The following is a 15279-nucleotide window of genomic DNA, read 5'->3' as shown; positions in this document are numbered from 1 at the left end:
AGCAATACCCCACGCGGCCAGCTCCGGCTATCGTCGGCCACCCCTCCCTCTGACTGGGTGGTGGTGCCTCAAGCGAGACAGCAAGCTCTCTCGCCGGGAAAAGGTTTCGAACATCTCGTCGGGTCCTTCGGGATCGAGCAGCTTGGTATCAGCTAGCCACCGCTCTACGGGAGCGAGGGCGGGCAGCTCGTACTCGCGCAGCGACCTTGCCGACGTCTGTAACGCAGAAATAGTGGCGATGAGCGACCCGGTTTCGGCAAGTTTCGCCTGCACGATCGCGCAATCGCTGTGAAGATGTTCTGCAAGGAGGGAATTCCGGATGCCCGCGATCACCATGCGCTCGGCCTCCGGATGGTCGCTATTCGTAGCGTCGATCGTCACATCGCATTCAGAGTCGAGACGGAGCGAACGGTTGTTGAAATTCGATGATCCCACGCGCAAAATTTCATCGTCGATCACTGTAACTTTCGCATGAACGTAGATTGGCTCACCCCCGCCGGTGACGGGATGATACATCCGGAACCGGCCATAGGTGTCACACTCACGTAGTGCCGCAATCAGACGAGCGCGGGCTGAGTCCATGGCGATCGGCTCCAGCCACCCGTTAGCGGTGGCAGGATTGATCATGACGATTTCCGGGCCATCGGGCTCGTGCAACCGCTGCGCGATCGCTTCCGCGATGAAACGCGAGGCGAAATACTGACTTTCCGCATAGATCCACCGCCGCGCTCGCTTGATCAATGCAACATAGAGCGCCTCGATCTCATAGATTGGTTCGCGATCGGGCATTCTCGGCAACGTCCGCGATATACCCACAGGCACGTTCGTGAAATCGGCAGACAGACCGTCCGGCCAGCAATCGCCGCCGCCGCCGCCCACAGGTTCAAGCGCACGGCCACCGGCAGCGTGCCACCGCGCCCGGCACATGTCCCCCAGCGCGATCGCCACGGGCCCTTCAAGCGCCGTCGTCGCATCATGCCAGGGACCGTAGGGCCGGCCGCTCGGTTCGACGCGCCGAGGCTCGTCGTCGACGTGTTCGCGCGTATCCCAGCGGTCTTCCGTCATGTCGATGCCGCCGCAAAACGCCACAGCGTCGTCGATCACCACCACTTTTTGATGATGCGACCCGGCGAAGGGATGATGTCCATCAAGCTTGAGGTGGATTTGCGGGTCGCGGATCCAGCGAAGGATTGTGAGCAGAGTGCGACCGTGAAAGAGTGTCTTGAGAGCGCCAGTATCCCAGCGCAAGATATGAACGTGAAGGCCAGGCTTCTGCTTCACCAGCCAGCTTATGAACGCCCCCACGGTCGGCGGACCGCCATCTTGTCCGCCGTGTGCGAAATTGATGCGCGCGTCAAAATCCCAGCCGACAAGCAAGATGCGCCTTTCGGCTTTCAGCATCGCCGAACGTAGGGCTGTGAAATAACCGTCCGCATCGACGATTACGGTGGCGCGTGTCGCCCGTTCCACCCGCCAATATAAATCCGCGGCCGCAGGAACTTCATCGTGAACTTTCATTTTACGCCGCCATGCTCATTGGCTCGCGTAAGCGCAAGCACCACTCTGTTAAGCGCGCGCGTCATGGCTTGCGGTGCCAGCGAACGACCCGCCAGCCGTAGCCGATTACTAGCAGCACGATGATAGCGGTGGAGACCGGCCCGACATAACGCTCCACCTGCGTATATTGTTGTCCCAGCGCATATCCGGCAACCGTCAGCGCGGCCGTCCAGGCGACTGTTCCAGCTGCAGACCAGGCTGCAAAACGAGGCAGCGGCATCTTAAGCATTCCTGCCGGAACCGACACGACTGATCTAACCGTCGGAATGAGTCGCCCGAGACACACAAAAGCGGCGCCGTGTCTGTCTAACCAGTCCCTCGAACGCTCGACCTCCGACCAATCGAGTGCCAGCCATCGCCCATGGCGCTCGAGCAGCCGACGAAACCCGTGAACGCCGAGCGATCGCGCGGCGAAATACCAGCAAAGGTTCCCCGCCATCGCGCCCGCGGAACCCGCAGCGACTGCGCCCGCCAGCGACAGCGATCCGCGCGCTGCGCGGAGCCCGGCAAGCGGCATGATCACCTCGGATGGGAGGGGCGGAAAAACCGTCTCGGCAAACATCAGGATGGCAATGCCGACATAGCCGAGTTGGTCAATCAGTTGTTGAATCCACTCCCCCACATCGGCTCCATCTGGCGCTTAACGTATGTCCGCGACGGCGGGCTGGAACCATGTGCCGCTACTGGCGGCAAAAAACCACCCACACTCTAATGACGCAGCGCCGTCGCATTTTGCCGCTGTGAGTTGCATGACCAGACTGTTCAGCGCTTGCGGCGGCGAAATAGCCAGCTCTGCCGTTTCGGCGAGCTGGCCACACGGCCCCCGCATCGCCGAGGTGCACCGCTTCTGGTTGCGCGGTAAAAATGCCTATTCGTTCGTGAGAAACTAGACACCCGAAACGAGGCACCCGGCCCGACACTTCCAGACAACAAGCCTAGTAGCGATCATCGCGGCGGTGCTCACGGCGCTCCTGTCGTTCGTGACGCCATTCGTTGCGATATCCCCGATCGTTGCGATATTCTTGATTGTTGTGCCTGTAGGCCTGTCGGCGCTCGTTGCGATATGTCTGGCGATAGTTGCCATCGTAATCATATGCTCCGTTGTAACCGTAACCGCCTGAGTTGCCGTAGCCACGCTGCGCACCATGGTCCTGGCCGCCGCGATATCCATCCCGAGACTGGGCCATCGCCGCTGGGGCGGCAAAGGCCAGGAACGCCGCAGCTGCGATCAAATACTTCCTCATGATCTTTCCTTCACTGTATGACGGATCGTCATGGATATGTATTGAGCCCGTTGGGATGAATACTTCCGGAATAGTGTCCGCAGCAACCGTTCAGTTAAGTCTCTTATTGACAGTGGGCTACGCGATAGCGGTGACGCGGCATCGGCGGGTAATTGCCGATGCGACCCCTTTCTTGATTAAGCAACGACGGCCAATCTTGGACCCTGGTGACCATTTTCGCAATTGGCAGGCTCCTCGCTGGGCCCCGGCGTTATATGAAACGGAAAGAACAGATAATCGACTTATCGCCCGCCGCGTCCGGGGCGGGCGCTGCTATCACCACTGGCGCGCGGTAGCGCCGGGGTCGGGCCTGCGTAGTCGGGTCTGACGACTTGACCGCGGCGCTGCGGCATGTTCGCCGGCTGTTGGGCTGCAGGCGAGCGATATGTGGGTGGCGAATTGCTCACAGGATAGCCGCCATAGCCGTGCCCGCCATCCCAGCTAACGCCGCCATGTCCTCCGCTCCAATTGACACCTGCTCCGTGAGATTGCGTCTGCGCGACGCTCGGAGATGCAAGCGCCGCAGCGAAAGCTGACATCGACAACATCTGCGCTATTTTCATGGTCATATTGTCCTTAATCCGCTGGCCGATCGACCCATGGCTGCAATTTGTGTCAATGATGCCGCTCTTCCCGCCGTCTGTCATGATGGTCACGGCGATAGCCTCGATTGTCGTCGTAATAGCCCCGTTGCCGGTAGCTGATGCGCCGATCATATAAATAAGGGTCATCGTAGTAGGCGGACCGGGGGGCATAGCGGTAGCCACCGTAATATCCAGCTCCGCGACCAACGTTGATGCCAACCCCGCCATGCCCGCCCCGATGGTGGCCGCCGCCATGCCGGTCCCGCGCCAAGGCGGGAGACGCCGTCAATATCGCGAGGGCGGCACTAGCGAGGACGAGAAGGATCTTTCGCTGCATCTTTTCTCTCCTTAGCGCTTCGAACCAGCCACTCTTGCCGATCTCCGTAGCCACGCAGCACTGAACTCATCGTGAACCACAAAGCCTGATATTGTCTGTCCTTAAGCCAGTTCGTCGTGAAGGCACGCCAAGTAAAAGGTGGCCGACCGCAGGACGAGCGCCTCGCCGACAGATGGCGCACTCTTCTCGGCGAAGCGATAGAACAGGCGCAACAATATAAATGAGGATGCAAGATCCTGCGGACTTTGGGTGAGGCAGTGCGGAGGATGTCGTCGATCGCCTTGCGGGGCGAGTGCACGACCATGCAGGACGAACCTCGCTATGCCTACGCCCATTAACGGGTGCCCTGCATACCCCGAGTGCCGTCGTCGCGATCAGAGTTACGCTTCAACCTGCGAACGGAGCCGCCCGAACGAGGCGCCTTCAGCGGTCGCGGTCGCAGCGACGGAAGCGGAAGCGACGTGCGTGGTCAAGGTGTCGGACGTCGGCCCGGTCGTGGACGATCCTACTATCCATTCTGTGGCACCTATTCCGGGCAACCTCGTTTTGGCTCCATCTGGTTGGAATCGGCGTAGGCGGTCACGGTGGCGGGCATGGTTCGTTCGGTGGTCACCGCTCCGGTCCTCTTGCTAGAGGCGGATCGGTTTTTGACCAAAATGCAACCGCCAGGCTGCGCCATTCGGGTTAGGTTCATTGCGAGACGCGCATCATGCTCTGGTCAATGGCCGTCGCGGTGTCCTGTTGTCAGTCGCAAGCCGCATCCGAACGAGCGAGGAATTCAGCATGTCCGATATCGTCCCAGCGTCTGCATCCACGGCCCGCGCGCAGGGGATGCTCTGCCCGGTATGCAGAGTTGATCTCCTGCTTTCCGATCGGCAGGGGATCGAGATCGATTATTGTCCACAGTGCCGCGGCGTCTGGCTCGATCGTGGCGAACTCGACAAGATCATCGAACGGAACGCCGCTTTCGAGGCCGATGCACCGCCGCAGGCTATCGGCGGCGGCGCACCTGGGCCCACGTACGCCCAGTCAGCCCCGTGGGGTGGAGGTCATGGCGAGGATCGTTACAGTGGCGGGCACGGAGGGGGCCATGGCGGAGGTCACGGCGGAGGTCACGGCAGCGGCCATCAGCGAGGCGGCTTTCTGGGCGGCCTGTTCCGTTAACACGAGCATCCGCTCGTGACACGTTGCCGCTCGGGTCCTGATCAGGTGACCGGAGACCGATCAGACCGGCATGTTCATTATATCCTTGTAGGCAGAAAGAAGCTTGTTTCTGACCTGCAAGGTCGCTTCGAAACTGATTGATGCGCGCTGCTGCATGAGCACTACCGACGCGATGTCGGTCGTTTCACCGCGTTCATAGGCCTCGGTTGCGACATCTTCCTGCTCCTGGAGGGTGTTGACCTGCTGTAGGGCATTTTGAAAAGTCGTCGCGAAGGATGGCGAACCGGCAGCGACACCATCAACGCGGGCCGTATCTGTCGTTTGGACAGTGTTCGCAAGGGGGCGGGCGGCGGCATCCCGCAAGGCAGCATTTCGCTGCAGCACTGCATTGCGAATAGCCATGACATCTGCAGCCCCGACGCTCGTCACTATGGCTTCCTTCAAGACATCAGTGGGACCGGGACATCTGTCGCACTGGAATGATCCGCAAAGACTTTAAGAGCGGCCCCGTAGCCCTTGGTTACGCCGGATGCGTTACGATCGCGTTAACCATAATGATCGGGTCAAGGGTCCCGCACATCGAAATGCGCTGAGTAATCGGGTTTCTCGTCTGGTTGGCGATACCACTGATCGAGCGCGCATTCATAAAACGAAGAACCGCCCTTTCAGACGCGTGCACAATCGCAACCACATTGGCTGCGCCTGCCTGCCTGGTGGACTTTCGACGCTACCGCGTCCAAAAAAGAGAAATAATGTCGGCCATTGAGACGTCACGCCATTGCGCTGACCAGCGCGTCGATCGAAACGGTCGCGAAGCGCGTATAGTTGTCGGCGACGCCGTAGGGCAGGAGTAGCGACCGACCGCGCACCAATCCGCCGCAGCTATAGACGACGTTGGGAACATAGCCATCGCGGTCGTCCAGGCTGGGCTCGATGAGCGGTCTGGCGAGGCGCCCAAGAACCTTCGAAGGGTCGTTGCGGTCGAGTAGCGCCGCGCCGATGCTATAGTTGCGGACCTCCCCCACCCCGTGGGTGAGTAGCAGCCACCCTTCATCGATCTCCATGGGCGAGCCGCAATTGCCGAGCTGGATAAATTCCCACGACTCGGCCGGCTCGAGAATCTTGGTGCCGCCGACCCAGTCGAACCCGTCGTTTGAAGCAAACAGCCAAAGGTTCTCGCTGTCCTGTCGTCCGATTGCCATGTAGCGCCCTCCGACCTTCCGCGGGAACAGTGCCATACCTTTACCGTCAGCGAGGTCGCCGGTGACCGGACGCATCGTAAAGCAATGGAAGTCGTCGGTTTCGAGCATCTCCTGCCGCACGCCGCGCGGGCCCAGCGCGGTATAGGTGCCGGCATAGGTGTACGTGCCGTCGGCGCGCTCCACGCGGGTCAGCCGCAGGTCCTCGATCCCGCCGCTCTGGCTCTCGAGGACAGGGAACAGGACGGTCTGCGACACGTCGTGGCTGGCCGAGCAATCGAGCGAGAACGGATCGCCGTCCTTCCAACCGTCCGGCCGGATCAACTCCGGCGGAACCGAGACCGCACTGGGCATATCGAGCATCACCGATCCATCCGCCGCCCAGATGCCCGTGCGGAACGTCACCGACGAGAGGTGGCCCTCACCTATCCCGCGCAGCGACACGATAAAGCGTAAGGCACCCGCGGGTATCTCACCCTGGTCGGGGTGGGCGACCACGCTGGGATTGAACAACGCGGCCGATTCATAGGAATACTCGGCGCTGAAATAAGCACCGATGAGCAAGCGCTGGTCGCGGCTGAGCGCAGTCTGGCCGGGTACGAGGTCTGCAACCGCGTCGAAGCGGCGGAGCAACGTCGCCTCGACATTCGGAAAACGCGCATCGAGCGAGAGGCGGACCCGCGCGAGGTGCCGATCGAGCTCCGCGGCGTCGAGGGAGAGCACGCGCGCAATGATTCGCGCGCCGCGCGACCGACCAGCTATGGCGTAACGCGGGGGATCGGAGGGTAAGAACGGGCGAGTCACCGTCCGCGCCGGATCGGGACGCAATAGGATCGGCAGGTGGGAAACGGGAACGGTAATCATCTGAACACTTATGCTCCGTAACCCCATATGCTGGCCCGTGAAGGATGGGCATGATTTTGCCAAGCGCCATCATGTGGGCGTCCATGCAACCAGGTGCACGCCTCGGGCTCTTCAAACGGCTGTACTTCGCAGTGAGGCATCAGGGCGTCGCTTGATCCTGGATGCTGCCTGAGCCTACGGCGTTCCAGAAGCCGGGATATCCTCAACGCTCTCCCGGCCATCATCGTCGGCGGGGGCAGGCTGCTCCGGCGTCTCGTCTGGACCGCTAGGAAGCGAGTCGGGATGGGGGTCGGGCGGCGCGCTTGCCATTGAGTTTCTCCTCTAGCTTCTCAAACCTGTGATTTTCCAGATTAGTTCCTGCTGCAAAGAGAATAAGGAGGTTGCTCGCTGGGGCAGCGCATCAATCGGCAGCCGCGGCGGCACGGCGCCGGTTGAGGAAGAAGCCACCGAGCACCGCGATGAGCATCAACAGCTGGGCAGCCATCGACTGCCAAGTCGGGAAGATGCCGAGCATGGAAACGCGGATGCCGCCCGCAAGTGGCGCGATGTCGATGATGCCGGCTTCCTGCAGCGCCGACACGCCCTTGCCGGCGAGAACGATGGTCAGGATCGCCATCAGCCAGGCGCTATAGGCGAAGAATTTCGCGATCGGCAGGTCGCGGCTGTAGCGCAGCATTATCCAGGCGATGAGTCCGAGCAGCAGGGTCGCCGAGCCGGCGCCCGTCAGCATCATGCCGCCATTGCCCTGGGTCCAGAGCGCGGCATAGAACAGGATCGTCTCGAACACCTCGCGATAAACGACGATGAAGGACAGGCCGAACAGGAACCAGGCCGACTGCTTAGACAGCGCGCGCGACATCTTCTCGCGGATGTAGCGTTGCCATTGGTCCGCCTGCGCCTTGCCGTGCATCCAGATCCCCACGGAGAGCAGGACGATGGCCGCGAACAGTGATCCGAACCCTTCGGTAAGCTCCCGGCTCGCGCCGCTGATCCCAATCGCATAGGTCGCGATCACCCAGGTGATCGCGCCGGCGAGGAGCGCCCCGATCCAGCCGCCATGGACATAGGGCAGCACTTCAGGCCGATCGGCCTTGCGCAGGAAAGCGATCATCGCGACGACGATCAGCAGGGCTTCGAGTCCCTCGCGCAGCAGGATGGTGAAGGCGCCCAGGAAGGTCGATGCGCTGCTCGCTGCGTCGGGGGACAATGCCGCATCGGCGTCGTCGAACAGGCCGTCGAGCACCTGGACGCGGGTGGCGATCTCGTCCGCGGGGCGCCCCTGCTGGAGCCCCGCCCGGAATTCGCCCATGGCGCTTTCGATATGCCCCATGAGCGTTGCATCGCGCGCGGTCAGCATCGGCTCGAGTGGCTCGAAGCCATCGAGATAGGCGGAGAGCGCGAGTTCCTGGGCGGCGTGGCGGTCGCCAACGCGGTACGCGGCAAGGCTCTGCGCCAGTTTATCGCGCGCAACGGTCAACGAGCCGGGTGCCTGCTGGATCACCACGTCCGGGTGGCGGCGCAGATAGGCGATCACCGCATCGGCCTTGGCAGGCCCGATCGACTTCGCCAATACCTCGGGCGTCAGCCCCGCGAGTGTCGTCAGGTCGGGGATCATCTGCCGCAGGCCGGGATCGGATTTCCACAGCCGCTCGCCTTGGTTCGCAGCGGCATCGGAAAAGGCGAAGCGACCGGCATAGAAGGCCAGCGCCCAGCGATCGTCGGTCGGCAAGGTCGCAAAGCTCTGCATCGCGGTGCCGTCAATGCCCTGATCGATAACCTGGTAGAGCGCGAAGGGGCTGCGCTGCCGCGCGCGCGTTATCTCGCTAAAGGCGATCGGCGGCGTCTTGAGCTTTGCGGCGTCGGGGCCATGTCCATCCCCGGTCATGCCGTGGCAGCTCGCGCAGTTCTGCGCGAACAACGAGGCGCCGCGAGCAAGGTCAGGCGCCTTGCTCGGGGCGAGAGGCACCGGATAGGCCTTGAGCAGATCGGCGGCGAGGCCATGGGCGATGCGGGCAACATCTTCGTGCGCGCCCTTCGCAGCGATAACGGCTTGGAGCCGCGTTGCGCCCGCGATCAACTGTCCGCGCGCCGGTGTAGACGGCAGCGCCGCGAGGCGGGTGGATACCGAAGCCGCGAACTCGGTCATCTCGGCATATTCCGAGGCGCTCTTCACTCTTCCGCCACTGACAGCGGCGCCATAATCGACCGCCATATAATCGAGCAGCCGCCACGCGGTCTGGACGTCGGTGGTTTCGGCCTGGGCAGCGACGCTTGTGCCAAGGGCAAACAGAAGGATGCCTAGCACCGCCAACGGGCGGAGCATCGATTGGCGGAACGAGACCGTTCGCCAGCGACTCGACAAAAGGTGAAGGCTGCTTGAAAGCGTAAACATGCGCTGCGTCTACACCCTCTAGCTGCTAGAGGGTCAAGTGGTTTTGCGACTTGTTTGCATTAGCTGCTTTATTATTGCGAACGGCGGTCTTATCAACCTTCCCTGCTCACCTGAACGCGGCGGAATCCGGTGCCAATGTCTCGATGATCCGGCACTCGGAAATGGTGCCATGTCCGCACTGGACAATCACGTTGCTCAGTTCGAATCTCAAAGTGTTCAGGTCGCGGAGCTTTCGGTCAATTTCGGCGAGATGCTCGCGCGCGATCGCGTCCACCGCCTTGCACGAAATATCCTTCTGGTCGGCTAGCTCGAGCAACTCCTGAACCTGGTCGATCGAGAAACCCAGCGCGCGAGCCCTGCGAATGAAACTTAGCCGTGCGAGATGTTGAGGGGTGTAGGCGCGATAATTGTTCTTCGTGCGGGCAGGCGCGGCCAACAAGCCGATGCTCTCATAATAGCGGATCGTCTCCACTTTGGTTCCGGTGGCTTTTGCGAGACTTCCGATGCTGAGCGGCTCCGTGGACATATCGTTTGACCCTCTAGTAACTTCAGACTGTATAGAGGGTGTCATGTCGAAAAGTCGAGGTGACGCAATGTTCGAGCAGACCGAAGCGAGCGCTATAGCGAGTGAGCGCCGGTGGCGCTTCAAGGTCCATGGACTCGACTGCCAGAATGAGGTTCGGCTTCTCAGGGAAGCGCTCATCCCCCTCGTTGGAGATGAGCGGTTTTTATCTTTCCAGCCGAAGCATGGTCTGCTCGACGTTGATATCGAGTCCGGCATCGGGGTGGAGGTGCTCATCGCGGCCATATCGGCCACCGGCATGTCGGCCGAATTGGAAACCACCGGGAGCTTCGCAGAGGATGAAGCGGATGTTGGCGGTTGCAGCGGCTGCTCCGGCGAACCGGAGCCGGTCGAACTGGCTTTCGCTGATCGTCCAAACGGCTCAATCTTCAAAATTCATGGCATGGACTGCGGTGATGAAGTCGCCGTCCTCAAACGCGAGGTCGGGCCGGTCGTCGGGTTGGAGAACCTGTCGTTCGATCTCATCAACGGCCGCATGTCGGTCGCAGGTTCTTCCGCCGCCGCGCAACTCGCTGGAATTTTGAAAGCAGTCGAGCGCACGGGCATGCGTGCCGAACTGTGGCAAGAAGGCGGGAGCAGCGCCGGTGCGCTAGCGGAGCAGCGTCGACGCCGCGTTCAGGCCGGGCTGACGATCACAAGCGGCGCTATGGTGCTGGTCGGTTTTGCGATCCATGCGCGCGCAAACGGTTTCGCTGCAGTGCTGCACGAGAGTCTGGCGCGTGAGGCCCATCCCCCGCTTCTGGCGATGCTCGCTTATTCCTTGGCGATCCTGTCGGCAGTTAGGTACGTCGCGCCCAAGGCGATCCTCGCGGCGCGTCGGCTCAGGCCGGACATGAACCTGCTCATGCTTGTCGCGGTGGCGGGCGCCCTCGGCATCGGCCAGTGGTTCGAAGCGGCGACCGTCGCATTTTTCTTCGCCCTTGCGCTGGCGCTTGAGGCATGGAGCCTTGGACGTGCCCGCCGTGCTGTCGCCGCGCTTATGGAAATCGCGCCGGATTCTGCCCGGATACGGGATGTTACAGGCGTCGAGAAGGACGTGCCCGTTGCCGAAGTTGCGGTCGGAACGCATGTCATCGTTCCACCGGGCGGAAAGATACCGCTCGACGGCCGGGTGGTTGCGGGGACGAGCGCGGTCAATCAGGCGCCAATTACGGGCGAAAGCGTACCCGTCACGGTCGCGCAGGACGCGGTGGTCTATGCCGGGACCATCAACGGCATGGGCGCGCTCGAGATCGTAACGACCCGGCCAGCCTCCGACACGACGCTCGCGCGCATCGTGCGCATGGTCGGTGAGGCCCAGAGCAAACGGGCTCCAACCGAGCAATGGGTGGAACGCTTCGCGCGCATATACACGCCGGTCGTGATGGCGCTTTCTCTGGCGGTTTTCCTTGTACCGCCGTTGCTGCTTGGGGGAGGTTGGGCCGCCTGGTTCTATCAAGGGCTGGTGTTGCTTGTCATCGCCTGCCCCTGCGCTCTGGTCATCTCGACCCCTGTCAGCATCGTCGCGGGATTGACCGGCGCGGCCAGGCGGGGCGTGCTGATCAAGGGGGGCATCCATCTCGAAACGCCTGCCCGCATCACGGCGATCGCGATGGACAAAACCGGCACGCTCACGCTTGGGCGTCCCAAGGTGGTCGAGCTTGTCCCGCTTGGCGGTCGGAGCGAGATTGAGCTGCTGGCGGTCGCGACCGCCATCGAAGCGCGAAGCGAGCACCCGATTGCCCGCGCGATTCTCGACGCCGCAGCGGAGCGCGGCGTCGACGCCGTCCCCGCGAAATCGGTGACAGCCTTGCCCGGGCAAGGGGTCGTTGGCGCGATCGATGGTCGCGAAGTTTGGGTCGGCTCCCCTGGTTATCTTGGTGAGCGGCTTGGGAGTCCCGGCGATGATGAGCTTGCCACCCAGTTGCAGCGAATTGCTGGGGCCGGACTGACCGGGATCGTTGTCGGCGAGGCCCAGTCAGTCATCGGATTGATTGCGATTGGTGATGCAGTTCGTCCCGAGGCCAGGCAGATCGTTGCGCAACTCCATAAGCTTGGCATCGCGCAGGTCGTCATGCTGACGGGAGATAGCCGCGCGCCCGCTCAGGCCATCGCGCATGAAACCGGCGTGAATGAGGTCTACGCCGAGCTGCTTCCCGAACAGAAGGTCGAGGCGATAGAAAGGCTGGTGGCACAGCATGGCCTCGTCGCCATGGTCGGTGACGGCGTCAACGACGCGCCGGCGATGGCGCGGGCGAGCCTCGGCATCGCGATGGGCGCGATTGGGAGCGACGCGGCGATCGAGACGGCGGATATCGCGCTGATGCAGGACGATCTTTCCCAGCTGCCGTGGCTCATTCGGCACTCACGAGCGACGCTCACCGTCATCCGGCAGAACATCGGCTTCTCGCTTGCCGTAAAGCTCGTCTTCGGGGGACTGACGCTGCTTGGGATGGCGTCGCTCTGGGGCGCGATAGCGGCGGATGTCGGTGCCTCGCTCCTGGTCGTGCTCAACGGGCTGCGTCTTATCGATCGCGACCAACGGGCTCGATAGCCCGATTGCCGAGCGCGCCGAAGCCACGATCTTCGCTTTTCCATCCGTAAAAAGACCACATAGATATGGCCGGACAATGTACCACGGGCATCGACACGGGCTTCGTGACATTAGGCTATGCCAAGGTTGCCATATTGGGTGTGGTGCAGGGCATTACTGAACTTCTGCCGATTTCGTCGACAGCCCATATGCGCGTCGTACCTGCCGTGCTGGGGTGGCGAGATCCGGGCTCGGCCTTTTCGGCCGCAATGCAGCTCGCGGCTCTCGCCGCCGTTATCAGCTATTTCTGGAGGGATGTTCGCCGTCTTGCGGTCGGGTCAGTGTCGGCGATCAGCCGCCGCGAATTCGCCGATCCCGACCTTCGTCTGGCGACCTGGATCGTGCTGGCGACGATCCCTATCGCGCTGGCGGGCGCGCTCCTTTCGAGCAGCCTCAATACATGCAACTCGCCCCTTCGCGCATTGCCGGTGATTGGCTGGGCGTGTATCGTAATGGCGGTGCTGATGGCGCTCACCGAAATCCTGGCACGCCACCGCCGCAGCGTCGAGAATGCATCACTGGTGGACGCGCTGCTCGTCGGCCTGGCGCAGGTCGGCGCCCTCATCCCAGGCGTCTCACGCTCCGGATCGACTCTCACCGCTACGCTCGCACTCGGATTTAAGCGTGAAGAAGCTGCGCGCTTTTCATTCCTGTTGGGCATCCCGGCTATCGCTCTCGCCGGGCTGAAGGAATTGTGGGAGCTGCACAAAGTCCACCTCGACATGCACGGCTGGTCCATTCTGGCGGTCGGCCTTGTCGTCGCATCCATTTCGGCATTCGCGGCGATCTGGGCCCTAATGCGCGTCCTCGAGCGCTTCTCCGCCTGGCCTTTCGTCATCTATCGCGGAGTGCTTGGCGTTCTTCTGGTCATCGCGACCACCAACGCCTGGCTAGTCTGAGGCGTCAGCCTCCCAGCACATCGGGAAATGGGCATGGCAATGCCTCATCGACGCATCGCGATGCCTATGACTATGAGCTGCGCCCAATCTGGTATCCGGCGAATGGTCGTGCAGCTCAGTCAGATGTAGCCACAGTCCGATAGAAACCAGGATTTCGGCGACGGTGAGAGGCGCCGTGACAGGTTCGCCGATCTTGCAGAAACATCGATCAAATCGTGCCCAATTGGGCGGTAGCAGACAATGTCGTGATCAACGGGCATCCGACCTGATCGCCGGCGTCGCAGGCACGAACGGTGTCGGCAAGCACGCGCTCCATACGCCTCAAGTCGGTAATCCGCGCGCGCACTTGCCGGAGGTGCGAAGCCGCGATTTCGCGGGCGTCGCCGCATGCCATATCTTCGGCGGTGGCGATTCCGAGCAGCGCCCGAATTTCGTCTAGCGTAAAGCCCAGCTTGCGCGCACGTCGGACGAAATGGACCCGCGCAACATCCGCGAGGCCAAAGCTGCGGTAACGGCCCCGGCGGGCCGGCATGGGCAGCAGTCCGATACGCTCATAATATCGGATCGTCTCAATGTTGCAGCGCGTGCGCCGCGACAGCTCTCCAATCGCGATGGTTTCCATGGCCGCCCCTCGCCTTTCGAAATTCGGGGTTGAGTCTGTAGTTCCTACAGACGGTAGAGTTCCAGCCAATTGATCGCAAGGAGTCGCCGATGATATCCAAACCATATGCCCAGCGCCACCTTTCCAGCGCACGTGGGGCGCTGTTACTCGCCTTCGGCGCAATGGCGTCGGCATTCGGCGTAGCCTCCTGCTGCGCCTTGCCGATTCTGCTGACCACCGTTGGCGTCAGTGTGGGGTGGCTGGGCGGCATCGCCGTTGCCGCAGCTCCCTATCGGACGCTTCTCTTGGGCTTGAGCGCGCTCTGCCTTGTCGGTGGTGCAATCATGCTCTGGCGGCAACAGCGCGTGGCGATGACCTGTGGACCAGACGGCGCCTGCACGCCGCCTGCCTTGCGTGCTGTGGTGTTCGTCGGCTTGACGGTCGGCGCGATCCTGCTCTGGCTTGGATATTCCTATGTCTGAGCGCGCACCCCTTCTCGAATCGACTATCACTTGCCCGCAATGCGGCTCGGTGAAGGCGGAAACGATGCCGACGAACGCCTGCCAATATTTCTACGATTGCACCGGCTGCGGTGCCTTGTTGCGCCCGAAGGCAGGAGATTGCTGCGTGTTCTGCTCCTATGGAACGGTAGCGTGCCCACCAATTCAACTTTCGGGTCCAGACGCGTCTTGCTGCGCCTGACTGATCTCCATGAGGTCAGGCTGTTCTGCAAGACATCTCCCCCAGGCGGACATACTCAATGGCCACCTCGGGCAAATAGTGCCTATTGCGGCCGAACGGCAGTGACCTCGGCGGCCACGCCTTGGGTCTGGACGTCGAACCCGATCCGCTCGCCCACCCGCAGGCCGCGAAACAGCGTCGGCGGATTAGCCTTGAACGCCATGGTCATTGTGGGCCAGCCCACCGCCGGAATCGGTCCGTGCTGGATCGTGAGCTTGTTCGCCTTGGTATCGATCGCGGTGATGACACCGACACCCTGCCCCGTCTTGTCGGCAGGCGCCCTTTTGTCCATGCCCCCCATACCGGACATGCCTTTCACATCTCCGCTCATGGATTAGGCGTGGGCCGGACCGGCGGCCAAAATGGCGGCGGTAAACAGTGCGATGCGTAGCGCTCTTATCATGACCTCCTCTTGCTGAGAGGCTGGGGTAGTTTCAAAAGATGGACGTAGCGGCCTGCGCAGCAGCAGCGGGTAAGCGGCCGCCAAAACGAACATTGACACC

At 62.0% G+C, this 15279-nt stretch carries 17 protein-coding genes; 6 read left to right on the top strand and 11 right to left on the bottom strand.

What is annotated here, in order from left to right; translation table 11 throughout:
- Positions 1-27 precede the first annotated feature (27 nt).
- Positions 28-1518 (bottom strand): phospholipase D-like domain-containing protein, encoded by a 1491-nt coding sequence (locus CEQ44_RS07270; protein WP_088185121.1) that lies wholly within the window; start codon positions 1516-1518, stop codon positions 28-30.
- Positions 1519-1579: 61 nt separating this feature from the next.
- The gene (locus tag CEQ44_RS07265; RefSeq protein ID WP_088185122.1) at positions 1580-2179 is read right to left on the bottom strand and encodes a DedA family protein; all 600 of its coding nucleotides are present in this window, start codon (positions 2177-2179) and stop codon (positions 1580-1582) included.
- Between the two features lie 127 nt (positions 2180-2306).
- On the opposite strand from CEQ44_RS07265, the gene CEQ44_RS24335 reads away from it, so the two are divergent.
- The gene (locus CEQ44_RS24335) at positions 2307-2447 is read left to right on the top strand and encodes a hypothetical protein (protein WP_176401091.1); all 141 of its coding nucleotides are present in this window, start codon (positions 2307-2309) and stop codon (positions 2445-2447) included.
- Positions 2448-2492: 45 nt separating this feature from the next.
- Here the strand turns inward: CEQ44_RS24335 and CEQ44_RS07260 are convergent, their stop codons facing one another.
- Positions 2493-2801, bottom strand: a complete 309-nt coding sequence (locus tag CEQ44_RS07260) for a hypothetical protein (protein WP_088185124.1) — start codon at positions 2799-2801, stop codon at positions 2493-2495.
- Between the two features lie 281 nt (positions 2802-3082).
- Entirely contained in the window at positions 3083-3571 is a 489-nt protein-coding gene (locus CEQ44_RS07255) for a hypothetical protein (RefSeq protein WP_218821576.1), read from the bottom strand.
- Positions 3572-4544: 973 nt separating this feature from the next.
- Between CEQ44_RS07255 and CEQ44_RS07250 the strand changes: the two genes are divergently transcribed.
- The gene (locus tag CEQ44_RS07250; RefSeq protein WP_088185142.1) at positions 4545-4925 is read left to right on the top strand and encodes a zf-TFIIB domain-containing protein; all 381 of its coding nucleotides are present in this window, start codon (positions 4545-4547) and stop codon (positions 4923-4925) included.
- A gap of 60 nt (positions 4926-4985) precedes the next feature.
- Here the strand turns inward: CEQ44_RS07250 and fliE are convergent, their stop codons facing one another.
- The 5 genes from fliE to CEQ44_RS07230 all read right to left on the bottom strand — a co-directional run bounded on the left by fliE (position 4986) and on the right by CEQ44_RS07230 (position 9906).
- Positions 4986-5354: a flagellar hook-basal body complex protein FliE gene (gene fliE, locus CEQ44_RS07245; RefSeq protein WP_373438232.1), complete on the bottom strand. Its 369-nt coding sequence runs from the start codon at positions 5352-5354 to the stop codon at positions 4986-4988.
- 341 nt (positions 5355-5695) lie between these two features.
- Positions 5696-6988, bottom strand: coding sequence for a glycoside hydrolase family 130 protein (locus CEQ44_RS07240; RefSeq protein WP_088185126.1), 1293 nt, complete (start codon positions 6986-6988; stop codon positions 5696-5698).
- 174 nt (positions 6989-7162) lie between these two features.
- A complete protein-coding gene (locus tag CEQ44_RS24970) occupies positions 7163-7297 on the bottom strand; it encodes a hypothetical protein (RefSeq protein WP_254913770.1) in 135 nt (44 codons plus the stop codon).
- A gap of 91 nt (positions 7298-7388) precedes the next feature.
- Positions 7389-9311 (bottom strand): cytochrome c/FTR1 family iron permease, encoded by a 1923-nt coding sequence (locus CEQ44_RS07235; protein ID WP_088185127.1) that lies wholly within the window; start codon positions 9309-9311, stop codon positions 7389-7391.
- Positions 9312-9486: 175 nt separating this feature from the next.
- Positions 9487-9906 (bottom strand): helix-turn-helix domain-containing protein, encoded by a 420-nt coding sequence (locus CEQ44_RS07230; protein ID WP_088185144.1) that lies wholly within the window; start codon positions 9904-9906, stop codon positions 9487-9489.
- A gap of 67 nt (positions 9907-9973) precedes the next feature.
- Here CEQ44_RS07230 and CEQ44_RS07225 point away from each other — a divergent pair, with 67 nt between their 5' ends.
- Positions 9974-12496, top strand: a complete 2523-nt coding sequence (locus CEQ44_RS07225) for a cation-translocating P-type ATPase (protein WP_088185128.1) — start codon at positions 9974-9976, stop codon at positions 12494-12496.
- A 65-nt stretch (positions 12497-12561) separates the two neighbouring features.
- Positions 12562-13434 carry an undecaprenyl-diphosphatase UppP gene (gene uppP / locus CEQ44_RS07220; RefSeq protein WP_088185129.1) on the top strand — a complete coding sequence of 291 codons (873 nt, stop codon included), beginning with the start codon at positions 12562-12564 and terminating at the stop codon, positions 13432-13434.
- Between the two features lie 208 nt (positions 13435-13642).
- On the opposite strand, the gene CEQ44_RS07215 is transcribed toward uppP, so the two are convergent.
- Positions 13643-14056, bottom strand: a complete 414-nt coding sequence (locus tag CEQ44_RS07215) for a helix-turn-helix domain-containing protein (RefSeq protein ID WP_088185130.1) — start codon at positions 14054-14056, stop codon at positions 13643-13645.
- Positions 14057-14145: 89 nt separating this feature from the next.
- On the opposite strand from CEQ44_RS07215, the gene CEQ44_RS07210 reads away from it, so the two are divergent.
- Both CEQ44_RS07210 and CEQ44_RS24965 read left to right on the top strand, forming a co-directional pair.
- Positions 14146-14517, top strand: coding sequence for a mercuric transporter MerT family protein (locus tag CEQ44_RS07210; RefSeq protein ID WP_088185131.1), 372 nt, complete (start codon positions 14146-14148; stop codon positions 14515-14517).
- Positions 14510-14737, top strand: coding sequence for a GDCCVxC domain-containing (seleno)protein (locus tag CEQ44_RS24965; RefSeq protein WP_088185132.1), 228 nt, complete (start codon positions 14510-14512; stop codon positions 14735-14737). The genes CEQ44_RS07210 and CEQ44_RS24965 overlap by 8 nt, the downstream gene beginning before the upstream one ends.
- An 82-nt stretch (positions 14738-14819) precedes the next feature.
- Here the strand turns inward: CEQ44_RS24965 and CEQ44_RS07200 are convergent, their stop codons facing one another.
- On the bottom strand, positions 14820-15107 hold the full coding sequence (locus CEQ44_RS07200) for a copper-binding protein (protein WP_088185133.1): 288 nt from the start codon (positions 15105-15107) through the stop codon (positions 14820-14822).
- Positions 15108-15279: the final 172 nt, after the last annotated feature.

It is taken from the genome of Sphingobium sp. Z007 (assembly GCF_900013425.1).
Taxonomy (GTDB): domain Bacteria; phylum Pseudomonadota; class Alphaproteobacteria; order Sphingomonadales; family Sphingomonadaceae; genus Sphingobium.
Note: the sequence above shows the minus strand (reverse complement) of the source record. Positions and strands in the feature narration are given on the sequence as shown.